Annotated in this window: 14 protein-coding genes; 13 read left to right on the forward strand and 1 reads right to left on the reverse strand. The window is 67.7% G+C overall.

What is annotated here, in order from left to right; genetic code table 11:
• Positions 1–240 precede the first annotated feature (240 nt).
• From KRX55_RS01180 to dmpG, 13 genes are all read left to right on the forward strand, one after another.
• On the forward strand, positions 241–1,404 hold the full coding sequence (locus tag KRX55_RS01180; protein WP_218406034.1) for an EfeM/EfeO family lipoprotein: 1,164 nt from the start codon (positions 241–243) through the stop codon (positions 1,402–1,404).
• Positions 1,401–2,693: an iron uptake transporter deferrochelatase/peroxidase subunit gene (gene efeB / locus KRX55_RS01185; RefSeq protein WP_218406035.1), complete on the forward strand. Its 1,293-nt coding sequence runs from the start codon at positions 1,401–1,403 to the stop codon at positions 2,691–2,693. Before KRX55_RS01180 ends, efeB begins: the two co-directional genes overlap by 4 nt.
• Positions 2,694–2,767: 74 nt before the next feature.
• Positions 2,768–3,778, forward strand: a complete 1,011-nt coding sequence (locus KRX55_RS01190; protein WP_218406036.1) for a YeiH family protein — start codon at positions 2,768–2,770, stop codon at positions 3,776–3,778.
• 500 nt (positions 3,779–4,278) lie between these two features.
• Positions 4,279–5,928 (forward strand): aromatic ring-hydroxylating oxygenase subunit alpha, encoded by a 1,650-nt coding sequence (locus KRX55_RS01195; RefSeq protein ID WP_218406037.1) that lies wholly within the window; start codon positions 4,279–4,281, stop codon positions 5,926–5,928.
• The gene (locus KRX55_RS01200; RefSeq protein ID WP_200260744.1) at positions 5,925–6,476 is read left to right on the forward strand and encodes an aromatic-ring-hydroxylating dioxygenase subunit beta; all 552 of its coding nucleotides are present in this window, start codon (positions 5,925–5,927) and stop codon (positions 6,474–6,476) included. The genes KRX55_RS01195 and KRX55_RS01200 overlap by 4 nt, the downstream gene beginning before the upstream one ends.
• Positions 6,477–6,483: 7 nt before the next feature.
• On the forward strand, positions 6,484–7,551 hold the full coding sequence (locus KRX55_RS01205; RefSeq protein ID WP_218406038.1) for a hypothetical protein: 1,068 nt from the start codon (positions 6,484–6,486) through the stop codon (positions 7,549–7,551).
• On the forward strand, positions 7,548–8,246 hold the full coding sequence (locus tag KRX55_RS01210; protein ID WP_218406039.1) for a putative quinol monooxygenase: 699 nt from the start codon (positions 7,548–7,550) through the stop codon (positions 8,244–8,246). Before KRX55_RS01205 ends, KRX55_RS01210 begins: the two co-directional genes overlap by 4 nt.
• Positions 8,247–8,459: 213 nt before the next feature.
• Positions 8,460–9,884, forward strand: coding sequence for an MFS transporter (locus tag KRX55_RS01215; protein ID WP_218406040.1), 1,425 nt, complete (start codon positions 8,460–8,462; stop codon positions 9,882–9,884).
• Between the two features lie 174 nt (positions 9,885–10,058).
• Complete coding sequence (locus KRX55_RS01220) at positions 10,059–10,934, forward strand: alpha/beta fold hydrolase (RefSeq protein WP_218406041.1); 876 nt, start codon at positions 10,059–10,061, stop codon at positions 10,932–10,934.
• 23 nt (positions 10,935–10,957) lie between these two features.
• Entirely contained in the window at positions 10,958–11,893 is a 936-nt protein-coding gene (locus KRX55_RS01225) for a 3-carboxyethylcatechol 2,3-dioxygenase (protein WP_200260732.1), read from the forward strand.
• Positions 11,894–11,955: 62 nt separating this feature from the next.
• Positions 11,956–12,732: a 2-keto-4-pentenoate hydratase gene (locus tag KRX55_RS01230; RefSeq protein WP_218406042.1), complete on the forward strand. Its 777-nt coding sequence runs from the start codon at positions 11,956–11,958 to the stop codon at positions 12,730–12,732.
• Positions 12,733–12,746: 14 nt separating this feature from the next.
• On the forward strand, positions 12,747–13,697 hold the full coding sequence (locus KRX55_RS01235) for an acetaldehyde dehydrogenase (acetylating) (RefSeq protein WP_218406043.1): 951 nt from the start codon (positions 12,747–12,749) through the stop codon (positions 13,695–13,697).
• A 26-nt stretch (positions 13,698–13,723) separates the two neighbouring features.
• Entirely contained in the window at positions 13,724–14,734 is a 1,011-nt protein-coding gene (gene dmpG / locus KRX55_RS01240; RefSeq protein ID WP_200260723.1) for a 4-hydroxy-2-oxovalerate aldolase, read from the forward strand.
• Positions 14,735–14,844: 110 nt separating this feature from the next.
• Here the strand turns inward: dmpG and KRX55_RS01245 are convergent, their stop codons facing one another.
• Positions 14,845–15,642, reverse strand: a complete 798-nt coding sequence (locus KRX55_RS01245; protein ID WP_218406044.1) for an IclR family transcriptional regulator — start codon at positions 15,640–15,642, stop codon at positions 14,845–14,847.
• Between the last annotated feature and the right edge of the window lie 543 nt (positions 15,643–16,185).

Consider the following 16,185-nt stretch of genomic DNA (forward strand, 5'->3'; position numbering starts at 1 on the left):
ACACCGGACGGAGAACCTCCGCACGCAGCTACGCGGGATCATCCGGTCGACACCGCCTGCTCACCCCACCCCGGGTATCGGCGGCTCCACCCACCGAAGTGAGCGGACGATGACCACCACACCCACCCGAACCGAGACAGGGCCACCCCACGGACGACGCGAGGACATGAGGTGTGGGTAACCTGACAGGTGTAGAACTTCTTCTGCCGTTCCCACGCCATCGAGAAAGCCCACGTCCCCATGCATCGACGAACCAACCGACCGACGGCGGTCCTGCTGATCGCTGTCCTGTGGTCGGTCGCGGCCTGCTCGGGTGACGATGCCGCTGAACAGGCCGCATCTCCACCGCCGGGAATGTTCACCGTCGCGGCGGGCCCCGACAGTTGCCGCATCAATGCGGACGCGGTTCAGGCGACCACCGGCGAACTCACTTTCACGGTCCGCAACGACGGTGACGAGCCAACGGACTTCACCGTCACCGGGCCGGACGGAACCCCCGTGGGAGAGGTCACCGGGATCGATCCGGACAGCTCCCGCAAACTCATCGTGAGCGCCACCGACCCGGGTGACTATCTCCTGGGCTGTGCACCGGATTCCGGGTCCGGCGCGACATCGACCACCATCACCGTGACCGGCGACGCCCTGCCGCGGGAGGACACCGATCCCGTCGCCGCGGAGGCGGTCGCCCGCTACCGCGACTACGTCGCCGGGCAGCTCGACAGGTCCACGGAGGCCGCCGGCGAGCTCCGGGAAGCCATCCGGGCCGGGGATCTCGAGCGCGCCCGAAGCCGGTTTCTGGCGACACGCGCCCCGTACATGCGGATCGCACCGGCGGTGTCCGGCACGGCGGAGCGACTGGGTATCTCCGTTGACGCGCGGAGCACGGACCTCGAACCGGGGGACGCATGGGGTGGCATGCACGAGCTGGAGGAGGTTCTGTGGGGACCGGAGGGGGAACTCTCCGACGACGCAGTGGAGACCGCCGACGGGTTCCGGGATGACATCGCCGCGCTCGCGGAGGCCGTCCGGGCGGATTCCCGCATGACGGCCGTGGACATCGCCGACCACGCACAGGATCTGATCGACCGTCTCTCCGACGCCGGGATCCACGGCGAGATCGACGTGCACAGCCACACGGAGCTCGCCGATTTCCAGGCTTCCCTCGAAGGGTCGAGGGCGGCGGTCGAGATCCTCGAGCCACTCATCGAACCGGTCTCCCCGGAATTGCCGGACCAGCTCGATGCCGGCTACTCGGAACTGCAGGAGCGACTCGACACCTTCCGGGACGGGGACGGGTTCGTCCCCTATGACAGGGTCGGCGTCCGGCAGCGGCGTGATCTCTCGGACACACTCGACGAACTGACCGCACGGATCGGTTCCGTGCAGGAGGTGGTGGCACGATGAGCGGAGAAAACAAGGACCGGAAGAACACCGGTGGACGCCCGCTGTCCCGGCGTGGTTTCCTCGCCGGTGCCGGGATCGGTGCCGGGATCGGTGCGGCCGGCGCCGTCGGCGCCGACAGGTTCCTCGGTCCCCGGGACGGCGAACCCGCAGGTGACGGGGACTCACAGACCGTGCCCTTCAACGGCGAGCACCAGTCCGGTATCACCACCGCGCAACAGGAACGCATGTACTTCGTCGCCCTCGACGTGGCGACCGACAGCCGCGACGAACTGCGCGATCTCCTGCGGACATGGACCGTGATGGCCAGACGGATGTCCCAGGGCCTGGAGGCTGAACCGGACGGTTCGGTCGGAGTGGACCGGAACGCCGTCGCCACCGACACGGGCGAGGCGGTGGGGCTGCGCCCGGCGCGGCTGACGGTCACGGTGGGGTTCGGCCCGTCACTGTTCGACGACCGCTTCGGGCTCGCCGAGGCCCGGCCGGAGGAACTGGAGGACCTACCCCACTTCGCCGGAGACCAGATCAACGAGGAGATCTCGCGCGGGGACCTCTGCATCCAGGCGTGCGCGGATGACCCGCAGGTGGCGGTCCACGCCGCCCGGGTCCTGACCATGGCCGGCAACGGAGTCGTGACGGTCAGGTGGGCACAGCTCGGATTCGGACGCACGGCGTCGACGTCGATCACCCAGGGAACCCCGCGCAACCTCTTCGGTTTCAAGGACGGTACGGCGAACCTGAAGAACGAGTACACGAACCTCATCAACGAACACGTCTGGGTCCACGACACCGGTTCGTGGCTGGACGGGGGATCCTACCTCTGCGCCCGGCGCATCCGCATGCTGCTGGAGAACTGGGACCGGCAGACCCGCCGCGAACAGGAGGAGGTGTTCGGTCGGACGAAGGATGAGGGCGCCCCCATCGGTCGGGAACACGAGGAGGACCCGATGCCCTTCAACGAATGGCACGGTACGGACGGCCCGCTCATCCCCGCCCACGCCCACTCGCGTCTCGCCAGCGCCCCGGCGAATGACGGCGCCCGCATGCTGCGCCGCGGCTACAACTTCGTCGGGGGTGTCGACGAGTACGGGCACCTCGATGCCGGTCTGTTCTTCATCGCCTTCGTCGCCTCCCCACGGGACGATTTCATCGCCGTCCAGTCGAATCTCTCGCACCACGACAACATGAACGAGTTCGTGCGGTACGAGAGCTCCGCGATCTTCGCCTGCCCCCCGGGTCTCGTCGACGATGACGACTGGTGGGGCCGTGGCCTGTTCGAACGGACCACCTGAGTCCGCGACGCAGCCGTCCCGCCACGGGTGAGGGAACTGCTGTGCTCCAGCAGCTGAAGCGCTAGGGTTGTCCCATGAATAAAACCCGAGCCGCGGTACCCGGACTGTTGTTCTGTCTCATCGGAGCCGCCGTCTCCTTCGGGGTGGACGCGGTCATCGAGCGGGCCACGGGCATCAGCGTGCTCCTGCTGGTCGCGATCATTCTCGGCAGCGTCGTCGGCAACGTCCGTCCCGTCTCCCCGCGACTGCTCCCCGGGGTCGCCGTCGCGTCACGGACCGTGCTCAAGGTCGGTGTCGCGCTCCTCGGACTCGGTGTCCCGGCCGCCACCGTCCTCGCCCTCGGGTGGCCGGTCCTGGTCGTCGCGGTCCTCACAGTGACTCTCGGATTCGCCGCGACGGCGCTCCTCGCCCCTGTATTCGGCCTACGCCGTCAGCAGGCGCTCCTGATCGGTGCCGGCTGCTCCATCTGCGGGGCGGCGGCCATCGGCGCGGTCGACGGGGTCCTGACGAAGAAGAAGGAACACGAGTTCGTCACCGCGATCGCGGTCATCGCGCTGCTCGGCACGATCCTGCTGGCACTGGCACCCGTCATCGGTCACCTGGCGGGGTGGGATCCGCGGCAGGAGGGGATCTTCATCGGCATCAGCGTCCACGAGGTCAGCCAGGTGGTCGCGGCCGGCGGTATCGCGGGCGCGGCGGTGCTCCCCATCGCGGTCACCGTGAAACTCGGCCGTATCCTCCTGCTGGCCCCGATGATGATGATCATCGCGGCTCTCGAACGTCGGCACGCGGCACGGGCCGCCGCCGACGGGGACACCTCGGTGGTGCTCCCTCCCCTCGTTCCGGCGTTCGTCGCGGCCTTCATCGTTCTCGTCGCCGTCCGCACCCTCGTGCCGTTGCCGGAGGGACTGATCGACGGGGTCGGCTCCCTCCAGCACTGGATGTTCGCCGCGGCGATGTTCGCCCAGGGAACGGGTGTGACGGTCGCCACGATCAGGACCGCCGGGGTGAAGCCCTTCCTCTTCGGCCTCGCGATCACACTCGTCGTCATCGCCGCCGGCGTCGCGGGCGCGCTGCTGGCCTGACGGTTTCGTGTCTCCGGCGGTGCGGAACCGGCAGCCCGGGATCCGACGGGCCAGGTCCGGGGCCGGTACCGTCCGGTGGGCCGTCCCGCAACCACACGATCACAGCGTGCGGTGACAGACCCCACCAAGGGGTCGTTCCCCGCGTCGACGACGGCCGGTCCAGGGTTCTCCCCACACGCGAGCTGCGGGACCCGGTCACCGGAGTCGGACAGAGCCGACGGGCACGCAGACCCAGGAGAGCAACCGGCACCGTGGGTGGGTGGAACCGGGCCGGTGACACCGGGAATCTGAGATCCCGACCACGCGGGGAACCGGGAACCGGCACCACGCTGTTCGCACAGAACCGCTGGCGCGAGACCGGACACACGTCTCCACGTGCACGCGTCACACCGTCCACGAGCCCGACGTTCCACGAGCCGGAACGACATCCACGGCCCCGGTGTGGCGGCCCCTACATTGGGCACACAGCATGACCCACCCCACAGCCCAAGGAGCACGCCGTGCCTGACATTGATTCACTCATCGATCCCGTCGGAGGATACGTCTCCGGCAGGATTTTCGTAGACGACGACATCTACCAGCAGGAACTGGAACAGGTGTGGCAACGCACCTGGGTGTTCCTCGCGCACGACTCCATGCTGCCGAAGAAGGGCAGCTACCTGCAGGCCTACATCGGCGAGGACCCGGTCGTCGTCGTGCGGCAGAAGGACGGCAGCGTCAGCGCCTTCCTCAACCAGTGCCGTCACCGGGGCATGCGCATCTGCCGTGCCGACCGGGGCCTGTCCAAGGGTTTCATGTGCTCGTTCCATGGTTGGGCCTACGATCTGGCCGGCAATCTCATCGACATCCCGCACGAGGACACCGCGTATCCGCAGGGTATCGACAAGTCCAAGCTCAGCGCGATCAAGGTGCCCCGCATCGAGAACTACAAGGGATTCATCTTCGGTTCCTGGGACGAGACCATCCCGCCGCTCGAGGAGTACCTCGGGAACGCCAGGTACTACCTGGACGGGTACCTCGACCGCTACGAGGGAGGCATGGAGGCGATCGCGGTCCACAAATGGGTGCTGCCCGCGAACTGGAAGTTCAACGTCGAGCAGCCGACCTCCGACATGCAGCACTCGGAGATCAGCCACGTCTCGGCCGTTGAGGCACTGGCCAGCGGATCGGACACCTTCGACCGGAAGAAGGGCCGCGAGAAGATCCCCACCGGACGCCAGTTCTTCAGCCCCTACGGCCACGGCGGCGCCTGGTTCGGCCGCCGCGGCAGGGAGATCCCGAACACCGCGCCCGCGTTGATCGAATGGGAGAACTCGGTCCGCGGGGCCATCGAGGAACGGTTGGGCGAGTTCCGCGAGATCCGCGGACACATGAACGTCTTCCCGAACTTCATGCTCCTGGGCAACTACACGTTCCGGGTGACCCATCCGCGCGGACCGAACGAGATGGAGATCTGGTCCTGGGCGTTCGTCCCCAGGGATGCCCCGGAATCCGTCAAGGAGGCGATCCGTGTCGACGTCATGCGCACCTTCTCCCCCGGCGGCATGTTCGAGCAGGACGACGCCGAGAACTGGGAGGAGATGCAGCACATCCTCCAGGGTGCGATGGCCCGGAAGACCGGGTTCACCTACAACATGCGCGGGGTTCCCGTCAGTGCGGACGAGGACGGCTACCCGGGAGGTTCCACCGCCCACGTCTACTCCGACAACGCCGCGCTCAACATGTACGGGTTCTACCGGGATCTCATGAGCGGAGCCAGCTGGGAGGAGCTCAAGGCCATGCGGGGCGGTGAGCCCGAGATCAGGAACGCCGACTACTCCGCGGTCATGGCCGAGGGTGCCGACGCACACAACACGGAGGCGGAGTTCGGCATCGACGAGGCCAACGCGGCTCTCGACGCCGCCGACGCGGCCGCACGGGTCCCGGCGGCGACGCGCGCGGAGGCCACACCGACCGGAGCCGCGGGCAAGGCGGACGCCACGGCCCGGGGCGTCGACGGAAGCATCATCCCCGACCCCGATCACGAAGGTCCCACGGCGGCGACGATGCGCGACATCGTCCGTGCCGAGGCGGCGGCCGCGTCCCGTCAGCGGACCATGGCCGGCACCGCCGCACGCCCCGCAGCCACCGATCCGAAGGAGCAGAAGTGACCAGCCCGAACCCGACACTGGCGGAACGCATCCCCGTCACCGCGGAGACCGAACGGGCCATCACCCGTTTCCTCTACGACGAGGCCGAACTCGTCGACAACATGGAGTGGGACGCCTGGCTGGAGACCATGCACCCGGACGTCTACTACTGGGCGCCGGTGCGGGAGAACAGGGTGTTCCGGGAGCGGAAGCACGAGTTCTACCCACGGGGCACCTCCGTGTACTTCGAGGAGAACTGGGAGTACCTCCGCCAACGCGTGTTCCGTCTGCAGACGCAGAAAGCCTGGGCGGAGGAGCCCGCGTCCCGCACGCGCCATCTCGTGACGAACGTCCGGGTGGACGGGCGGGAGGACGGCAACTTCAACGTCCGGTCGAACTTCTACATCTACCGCTCCCGCGGGGAACGCTACCAGGACCACATCTCGGGTGAGCGCCGGGACATCATCGTTCGCGACGAGTCCGCGCGCTGCGGCTTCCTCATCCTCGAACGGGAGATCCGGTTCGACATGGCGACCATCCTGATCAAGAACCTGAGCCTCTTCTACTAGGAGAACCATGAAGACAACGAACCTCCTCCGCGTCGGCATCGTCGTCACCGACCTCGATGCCGCGATGGACAGCTACCGCCGTATCCACGGCATCACCGACTGGGACGTGTCCCACGTCGACGCGGGGCAGACCTCGTCCGCGGTCAGCTACGGACGCACGACCTCGACCACCCCCGGGACCTGGCGGGCCGCCATCGGGACGACCCGGCCCGCGCCCTCCGCGACGGGCCCCGGGGGCGGCCCCGCCCGACCCGTGACCTTCGAGCTCGTCGAGCCCACGGGCGGGGAATCGCCATTCAACGAGTACCTGCTCACCAAGGGACCCGGGATCTGCTTCATCCGGGTTCTCGCCACCGGAGGCGACGATGTCGCCGGGCACTTCGACCGGCTCGGCATCCCGGCCGTCTACAGTGCCGACATCGACGGCTCCAGACGGACCTTCTACGACACGCGGGACGCTCTCGGTGGATTTCTCGTGGAGATGGTCACCGGGGCAGCCGAACCGGCGACGGACGCCACCGACCGGGAACCCACCAGCGGGGTGCTTCCCCCACTCCAGGGCATCCACCACTTCGGCGTCATCGTCGACAGTGTCCTCGGGAGCCTCGAGGCGTACCGGGACATCTTCGGGATCACGAGATTCGAGTGCAAAACCTGGCAGACGGGCCACGGCCGGCTGGATGATCCCCGGTACCGCGGTGAGAAGGTCGACCACGGCTACTTCACCGCGCAGGGCTCGGCGGGGGACTTCGGTTTCGAGATCATCCAGTGCAAGCACGGACCGAGTCACTACAACCGCGAGTTCTCGGACATCCGCGGCCCCGGAATACACCACATGTTCAGCTGGATGACCACGGACGAGGACGAGTGGCGGGACACGGTCGCGGCGATGACCGGGGCGGGCCACGGTCTGTGCATGGGGTCCCCCCTGCGGGGACACGCCGCCGAGTTCGGCTACTTCGACGTGTTCGATGAACTCGGCGGATACCTCATCGAGGGAGTGCTGCGTCGACGCCCGCCAGCTCCGGAGCACATGCGGCCCGACTGGGTCGTCGACTTCGGGGAACAGCGATGATCCGCGTCATCCACACCTTCGGCGCACTTCCCGACGGTCTCCTCGACGAGGTCCGCGCGCTCCGCGGGCGGGTGGAGCAGGCGGAGGTCTACTCGACTCTCGCGGCCGGCGAGGAGGAGCACGCACTCGCGCTGCTGTTCGCCGACGAGCGCGGGTACGGCGATCTGCTCCGCGGGATCACGGACCATCCGGTCCTGCATGATCTGCTCCGCTGCACCGACACCGGGACCGCGATCTACCGGCGGGTGCCCTATGCGCTGGACGGTGCCGTCTGGCGGCCCGTCGAGCGCCCCGATCCGGCGGTGATGTGGCCCGCCCGTGGGCCGGTGGACATCGTCATCCAGGGCACCTACGAGGCCGGGCCCGAGATGCGCGACCTGACCGCGAGGGAGATCTCCGACACCCGACGGGAACCCGGCTGCCTCGCCTATGCGTGGTACGAGAACGTCGAGCTGCCGAATCACCTCATGCTCCTGGAGACGTGGGCGGATCAGCAGATCTACGACGCGCACTGGTTCGGGCGCACGGCGACGGCCGGGTACCGCGGCGATTCGGGTCGACGTCCCACGCCACCGGAGAGAGGGGAACCGGTCCGGGAGTTCTACCGGAGCCAGCGGTTCGAGTTCCACTACGGGCGGATGCTGCCGGTCGACGTCCGGGACTACTCCCGGACCGTGGAGTGGTCGGCGAGCTGACCGTCGGGACGCTCCGTCCGACCTGAGGCGCCACCCGCGCATCGCGGGTGGCGCCTCAGGCATTCACCACCGGTGAGCGCGGGGTCGGGGCCGTGACCCGGCATTCCGCCTGATGAAACGCCGTACCACCCACCGGAACGAGTTGTAGCTCACATTGAACACAGATGCTTCTCTTGGATCACACACCGTTCCCTACCTTCATCTGGAGCACCCATGACACAGTCCACCCCGGCGGGCACCGACCCGACGGCTCTCGCCGCGACGGCCAGCGCGGTCGTTCCGGAGAGCGCCGATCCCCGCGAGCGGCGGCGCGCCGTTCTCTCCAGCTTCCTCGGCAGCACCGTCGAGTACTACGACTTCCTCCTCTACGCCGCTGCAGCCGGCCTCGTGTTCCCGAAACTGTTCTTCGGTTCACTGAGCCCGGAGCTCGGCACGACCCTCTCCTTCCTCATCCTGTTGATCGGCTACATCTCCAGGCCCATCGGCTCGATGGCGTTCGGCCACTTCGGTGACAAGTACGGACGAAAGAACGTCCTCGTCGTCACCCTGCTGACCATGGGCCTCGTCTCGGTGACCATCGGACTCATGCCTTCCGCGGACAAGATCGGGGTCGCCGCACCGATCATCCTCGTCGTCCTGCGCACGGTGCAGGGGCTGGCCGTCGGCGGTGAGTGGGCGGGCGCGACGCTCATGGCGATGGAGCACTCCAAGCGGAAGAACAAGGGCTTCGGCGCCTCCCTCGCCATCGCGGGCGGCCCCGCGGGCGCCGTGCTCTCCACCCTCGTTCTCGCGGTCTTCTCCAAGATCTCCGGGGACAACTTCGCCAATCCCGAGCGGTACTTCGTCACCGACTGGGGCTGGCGCGTGCCCTTCCTGTTCTCCGCGGGAATCGTCATGTTCGGTCTCTACCTCCGTTCACGGGTGACCGAGTCACCGGAGTTCGAGGCCGCCCGGCGCGAAGGCCGCGTGCACACCGGCGTACCGCTGGTGAAGATGCTCCAGGATTCACCCCGCGAACTCGTCCTCGGCTCCCTCGCCGGCATGGCGGGACTGTTCATCCAGGGCCTCCAGGCATCCTTCATGGTCCCCTACATCGTCCGCCAGAGCGCCGACTCCGCCGACCCCATCTCCCGGGGAGACGCGCTGATGATGTTGACCATCGGCTCGGTGGTCGCGATCTTCGTCATGCCGGGACTCGCTGCGCTCTCCGACCGGTTCGGACGTCGTCGCGTCATGCTGCTCGGTGGCCTGGTCTCGGTGGTGGGGCTCTGGATCGTCCTCCGGATGATCCAGACGGGCGACCCGTCCAACGTGTGGATCGGCATGATCCTGATGGTCTGCGTCGTCCAGCCCGCCCAGTACGGCCCCATCGGCGCCTTCCTGTCCGAGAAGTTCGATCCCGCCCACCGCTACACGGGAGCCGGCATCACGTTCCAGGTCTCCGCCATTCTCGGCGCCGGCACCGCCCCGCTCGTCGCCAACAGGCTCATGGGCACGAACGCGGACCTCACCCCGGTCGCGATCTACGCGACCGTGCTCTTCATCATCAGCTCGATCGCGATCTACGTCTCCAGGGAGACGGCCCACCGGGAGACCCCGGAGGAGCGTTTCCAGGAGACCGCGGTCTTCAAGGCCTGAGACAGCCACCCGGCCGGTGTTCCACTCCGCGGAACACCGGCTGAGGGCCGTTCCCGGGGACCATACGATCAGCTCTACCACCGGTGATACCGGCCCTCACCCGGCACGCACCGACCGAGCCCCGGCCCCGGGCCCCGACGGCGTTCACCACCCCACGCTCCAAGGAGAATAAAGATGACCCACCGTAGTTACACCAGCACCTGGGACGATCTCGCCGAGGTCGAGTTCGACCAGGGATACATCGAGGCGGGCGGCTACCGCACGCGCTACCTCCACGCCGGAACCCCGGACAAGCCGACCCTGTTCATGCTCCACGGGATCACCGGCCACGCCGAGGCCTACGCCCGGAACCTCGCGGCCCACGCGGAGCACTTCAACGTCTACGCCATCGACTTCATCGGCCACGGGTACAGCACCAAGCCGGAACACCCCCTGGAGATCAAACACTACATCGGCCAGGTTCTGGCGATCATGGACGAGCTCGGTGTCGAGAAGGCCCACTTCTCCGGCGAATCGCTCGGTGGGTGGACCACAGCCCGCCTGGCGCAGCAGCATCCGGAACGCGTGGAGCGGATCGTCCTGAACACGATGGGCGGAACGATGGCCAATCCGAAGGTCATGGAACGTCTCCTCACCCTGTCCACCGAGGCCGCGGAGGATCCCAGCTGGGAGCGGGTCAAGGCGCGGCTCGAATGGCTGATGGCCGACCCGACGATGGTGACCGATGACCTGATCCGGACGCGGCAGCGGATCTTCGAGCAGGACGACTGGAAGATGGCCTGTGAGATGAACATGGCGCTCCAGAACCCCGAGATCCGCCGCCGGAACATGCTCTCTGACGACGATCTCCGCCAGATCCAGGCGCCCGCTCTCGTCCTGTGGACCACCAAGGATCCCTCCGGCCCGGTCGACGAGGGGCGCCGGATCTCGGAACTCATCCCCAACGGCCAGCTGGCCGTGATGGAGAACTGCGGTCACTGGCCCCAGTACGAGGACACCGAGACGTTCAACAGGATCCAGCTCGACTTCCTGCTCGACCGGACGTCCTGAACAGACAACCAAGGAGAACCGACATGAGTATCCAGCTGCTGGCGATGTCACACAGCCCTCTGCTCGGCATCGCCGACGCACCCGCCGATGTCTCCGCGGAACTCGACGAGGCCTTCGCGACGGTCCGTGCCGCGGTCGACGAGTTCGATCCCGAGCTCGTCGTCACCTTCGCCCCGGACCACTACAACGGCTTCTTCTACGACCTGATGCCGCCCTACTGCATCGGCTACGAGGCCCTCGGAGTCGGTGACTACGACTCCCAGGCCGGTCCCCTCGACGTGCCGACCGGCATCAGCGAGGAGATGGCGCAGTTCGTCATCGACCGCGACGTCGACATCGCCATCTCGCGCCGCATGGAGATCGACCACGGGGCCGTCCAACCGCTGGAGGTGCTCTGGAAGGACATAGCGGCCAAGCCGACCATCCCGATCTACGTCAACGGTGTCGCCAGGCCGTTCGTTCCGATGCGCCGGGTCCGCAGAATGGGCCAGGCGGTGGGCGAGTTCCTTGCCGGTCGCGACGAGCGGATCCTGCTCATCGCGTCCGGCGGACTCAGCCACGATCCGCCGGTGCCGCAGTGGGCCACCGCCACGGATGAACAGCGCGCCCTCCTCCTCGCCGGGCGTCACCCCACCGAGGAGGCACGCAATGCGCGCCAGCAACGGGTCATCGACACCGCGAAGAAGTTCGCCGAGGGCGAGGCCGACATTCTCGACCTAAACCCCGAGTGGGACCGCGGCTTCATGGACGCCTGCGCGGCCTCCGATCCGGAGCGGTTCGACCGGTACACCGCCGATGAGATGGACGCCGAGGCGGGTCACTCCTCCCACGAGGTCCGCTCCTGGGTCGCGGCGTTCTCCGCGCTCCACGCGGCCACCGGCGGCTACCGGGTGACGTACGAGTACTACCGCCCCATCCGGGAGTTCATCGCCGGCTTCGGCATCATGTCCGCCCGGTGACCCGGTTCCCCTGACCACCACCCTCCCCTCCAATCCAGCCCGACCAGGAGTCACGTTCCCCCATGACAGATCAGTACCAGCGGATGGCCGATGAACTCGCCGCCGCCTACCGCACCCGACGGCCCGTCGCCCCGCCCCGCACCGTGATCGACGGTCTCGACGTCGACGGCGCCTACCGCATCCAGCAGCTGACGGAGGCCGCGTTCACCGCCGCCGGTCAGCGGATCGCGGGCAGGAAGATCGGGCTCACCTCGGTCGCCATGCAGCAGCAGCTCGGTGTCGACAGCCCCGACTTCGGGTTCTTCACCGACGGGATGGTCCACCGCGCCGGCGAGCCGATCGCCGCGGGCCGGTTCATCGCGCCCCGGATCGAACCGGAGCTCGGTTTCCGGCTGGGCTCGGATCTGTCCGCGGACGCGACCTTCGACGATGTCGTCGCAGCCATCGATGAGACGTATCTCGCGGTGGAGATCATCGATTCCCGGGTCCGGGACTGGGACATCCGACTCGTGGACACCATCGCCGACAACGCGTCCTGCGGTGCGGTCGTCATCGGCGACTCTCCCGTCGACATCCCGGTGGATCAGCTCCCCTCGGTCACCGCGGCGATGCGCGTGGACGGCGAACTGACCGGCGAGGGCACCGGTGCCGCGGTCATGGGGCACCCACTCGAGCCACTGGTCTGGCTCGCGGGCGTCCTGGGCGGGCAGGGGGTCACGCTCCGGCGTGGCGACCTGATCCTCACCGGCAGCTTCTGCGCCGCCGCCCCCATCGCCCCCGGCACCGTCGTGGAGGTCGACTACGGATCTCTCGGAACCCTTACCACCTCCTTCACCTAAAGGGAAGAAACCACATGAGCGACAAATACACCGCAGCCATCGTCGGCCCCGGGAACATCGGGACCGATCTGCTGATGAAGCTGCTGAAGAACTCCCGCAACATCGAACCCGTGTACATGATCGGCGTGGATCCGACCTCCGACGGTCTCGCCCGCGCAGAGAAGCTCGGCGTCGAGGCGTCACCGGGTGGTGTCGACTGGCTGCTCTCCCGTGACCGGCTACCGGACATCGTCTTCGAGGCGACCTCCGCCGGCGCGCACCGCGCGAACGCACCCCGGTACCGGGAGGCGGGTATCCGGGCCATCGACCTGACCCCGGCCGCCGTTGGCCCCCACCTGTGCCCGTCCGTGAACATGGACACGCTGCGCACGGTGGACAACGTCAACATGATCACCTGCGGTGGGCAGGCGACCACCCCGATCGTCGCCGCCGTCTCGAGGGTGGTGCCCGTCGAGTACGCGGAGATCGTGGCCTCCATCTCCTCCAGGTCCGCCGGACCGGGAACCCGCGCCAGCATCGACGAGTTCATGGCGACGACCTCGGCCGCCCTGGAGAAGGTGGGCGGCGCGAAACGCGCGAAGTCGATCCTCATCCTCAACCCGGTGGAACCGCCGATGCTCATGCGCAACACGGTCTACTGTGCCCTTCCCCCGGAGGCCGCGGAGCCCGGCCCGCTCCGGGACCGGATCCGTGAGTCCGTGCAGCAGATGGTCGCCGACGTCCAGAAGTACGTTCCCGGATACCACCTCACGGCTGAACCCCAGTTCGACACCGCACGTGCCGACTGGCGGGGATGGGGCCGGGTGACCGTCCTCATTGAGGTACGGGGCGCCGCCGACTACCTGCCGGAGTACGCCGGAAACCTCGACATCATTACTGCGGCGGCGGTCGCGACCGCCGACACCTACGTCGATCTCCTCCGCCGGGACGACGCCGCCACCGCACCGGTCAGCGCAGCCCGGTGACCCCGACAGAGAAGAAGAGGACCGACATGACCAGGATAAGACTGAACGACACGACCCTCCGCGACGGTTCACACTCCGTCCGCCACCAGTACACACCGGAGCAGGTGCGCGCGGTCGTGCGGGCGCTGGATGACGCGAACATCGAGATGATCGAGGTCACCCACGGCGACGGCCTCGGCGGATCGTCCTTCAACTACGGGTTCTCCCACACCAGTGATCTCGATCTGGTCGAGGTCGCGGTGGACGAGGCACGCAACGCGAAGATCGCGGTTCTCCTGCTCCCCGGACTCGGAACGGTGGCTGACCTGAAGGAGGCCCACGCGCGCGGTGCAGGAATGGTCCGCATCGCCACGCACTGCACCGAGGCGGACATCTCCGTCCGGCATTTCCAGGCCGCCCGCGAACTCGGGCTGGAGACGGGTGGCTTCCTGATGCTCTCCCACCGGATCAGCCCCGCGGAACTCGCCGCGCAGGCCAGGATCATGGTGGACGCGGGATGCCAGTGCGTCTATGTCGTCGATTCCGCGGGAGCCCTGATCATGGAGCAGGCCGGGGACCGCGTGAAGGCGCTCGTCGATGAGATCGGGGACGAGGCCCAGGTCGGTTTCCACGGGCACCAGAACATGTCCTTCGGGGTGGCGAACTCCGTGCTCGCGGTTCGCGCAGGGGCACGCCAGATCGACGGATCACTCGCCGGGCTGGGTGCCGGTGCGGGCAACTCCCCCACCGAGGTCGTCGCCACGTCCTTCGCGGTCCTCGGGATCGAGACGGGCGTGGACGTGGAGAAGATCCAGGCGGCCGCCGAGGACGTCCTCAAGCCGATGGTCCCGCGGCTCCCCGCCATCGACCGCAGCTCCATCGTGCAGGGCCAGATGGGCGTCTACAGTTCCTTCCTGCTGCACGCCGAGCGGGCGAGTGAGCGCTACGGCGTCCCGACCGCGGAGATCCTGCGCGAGGTCGGTCGCCGGGGTTACGTCGGTGGCCAGGAGGACATGATCATCGACGTGGCGGTGCATCTGAGCGACTCCGCCGCCTGACCCGCCGTTCACACCCCGTTTCCCGGTGGAGAACGTAGGGATCGCGTACACACCGGTTCCCGGCGGGCGACCGCTCCCCCGCTCGCGCATGGTGGGCCCGGGGACCCGGATCAGGCGGAGGACGCCATCTGCTCCTGCTGCATCTGGTGGAAGAGAACGGCCTTCCCGGCCGCGGCACAGATTCGTTTCAGGGCCGGAATGTGCACCCCGGGATCGAACTGGCTGGTGGGGCCGGACACCGACATGGCGGCCACCGGCAGGTTGTAGCGACCGTAGATCGGCGCGGCGACACAGCTCAGTCCGACGAGGATCTCCTGGCGGTCGAACGCGACCCCGTCGCGCCGGACCTGCCCGAGCTCCTCGCGGAACTCGTCCGGGTCCGTGATCGTGTAGGGGGTCCACCGGTGCAGCCCGCCCTTGATGGCGGCCTCGATCCGCATCTCGTCCCAGGCCATCAGGGCCTTGCCCACTCCCGTGCAGTAGGCCGGGGCCCTGCCCCCGATCCGCGACGGGGAGGTGACCCGCCGCGCGGAGAAGAGCTTGTTGACGTAGACCACCTCGTTCCCCTGGAGGAACGCGAGATGGACCGTCTGGCGGGTCTCCTCGAAGAGTCCGGCGAGGAAGGGGGTGAGCACCTCACTGATGAACTCGGTGTGCCGTGAACCGCGTTCGCTCGTCAGCTCGTAGCAGAGCGGCCCGAGGCGGTAGACCTCACCGGCCCGTTCCACGGCGCCGTTCGCGACCAGTGTGCTCAGCAGACGGTGTGCCGTGGACTTGGGCAGGTCGGCCCGGCGAGCCAGTTCGCTGACCCCGACGCCGAGTGAGTCGTTGTCGCTGAAGCTCCGGAGCAGGCTGAATGCCTTGTCCACCGCGCTACGGGGATCGGACTGGGGGCTGGTGGGCGTCATCGGTTCTTCTCCTGGTGAAACATCGTCCTGGCGGTCGTGGCGACCCATTGCCACTTATTGTGCTCGCCGTCACACAACCATGTCGGGAACCGTTCCACGATGCGGCACAGCGGCGGGGGTACCACCCGAACCCCACCCCTTCGACGGAAATCGGGCGACGACGTGGAGCAAGGTTATCCCGAACACAGCGCGTACGAGGCACGGATCGCTCCATCAGGGGGAGGCTTTCGGGAGCGCGGGACGACACGGGATCGCTGTGTGACCCAAAGTTGGAACGGCGAAACAATCGGTAATCGGGGGCCCCCGCAGCAGACGACCACCTGGCGGGAGATGACCGACGCAAAGCCTTCCTGACCAGGCACTTCCCCGACCCGGGGGAAGCCCACCACCGAAAGTCCGGCGAACACTGTTACATCCGGGCGGCGGGGCCGTTCCATCCAGCGGAACGGGACCTGACCCGCGGCCAACTGTGTCGGCAAGCTGTAGCCACATCCAGATGTGAGTCATATAACACCCACCCCTGCCGGACCCGATCGTCACCAG

It is taken from the genome of Corynebacterium sp. TAE3-ERU16, assembly GCF_019209935.1.
Classification (GTDB): domain Bacteria; phylum Actinomycetota; class Actinomycetes; order Mycobacteriales; family Mycobacteriaceae; genus Corynebacterium; species Corynebacterium antarcticum.

What these genes read in the sequence shown, in the direction of transcription:
- KRX55_RS01205 (WP_218406038.1), top strand. Translation starts at nt 6,484, where the DNA reads ATGAAGACAACGAACCTCCTCCGCGTCGGCATCGTCGTCACCGACCTC.
- dmpG (WP_200260723.1), top strand. Translation starts at nt 13,724, where the DNA reads ATGACCAGGATAAGACTGAACGACACGACCCTCCGCGACGGTTCACAC.
- KRX55_RS01230 (WP_218406042.1), top strand. Translation starts at nt 11,956, where the DNA reads ATGACAGATCAGTACCAGCGGATGGCCGATGAACTCGCCGCCGCCTAC.
- KRX55_RS01235 (WP_218406043.1), top strand. Translation starts at nt 12,747, where the DNA reads ATGAGCGACAAATACACCGCAGCCATCGTCGGCCCCGGGAACATCGGG.
- KRX55_RS01220 (WP_218406041.1), top strand. Translation starts at nt 10,059, where the DNA reads ATGACCCACCGTAGTTACACCAGCACCTGGGACGATCTCGCCGAGGTC.
- KRX55_RS01225 (WP_200260732.1), top strand. Translation starts at nt 10,958, where the DNA reads ATGAGTATCCAGCTGCTGGCGATGTCACACAGCCCTCTGCTCGGCATC.
- KRX55_RS01215 (WP_218406040.1), top strand. Translation starts at nt 8,460, where the DNA reads ATGACACAGTCCACCCCGGCGGGCACCGACCCGACGGCTCTCGCCGCG.
- KRX55_RS01180 (WP_218406034.1), top strand. Translation starts at nt 241, where the DNA reads ATGCATCGACGAACCAACCGACCGACGGCGGTCCTGCTGATCGCTGTC.
- KRX55_RS01190 (WP_218406036.1), top strand. Translation starts at nt 2,768, where the DNA reads ATGAATAAAACCCGAGCCGCGGTACCCGGACTGTTGTTCTGTCTCATC.
- efeB (WP_218406035.1), top strand. Translation starts at nt 1,401, where the DNA reads ATGAGCGGAGAAAACAAGGACCGGAAGAACACCGGTGGACGCCCGCTG.
- KRX55_RS01210 (WP_218406039.1), top strand. Translation starts at nt 7,548, where the DNA reads ATGATCCGCGTCATCCACACCTTCGGCGCACTTCCCGACGGTCTCCTC.
- KRX55_RS01245 (WP_218406044.1), bottom strand. Translation starts at nt 15,642, where the DNA reads ATGACGCCCACCAGCCCCCAGTCCGATCCCCGTAGCGCGGTGGACAAG.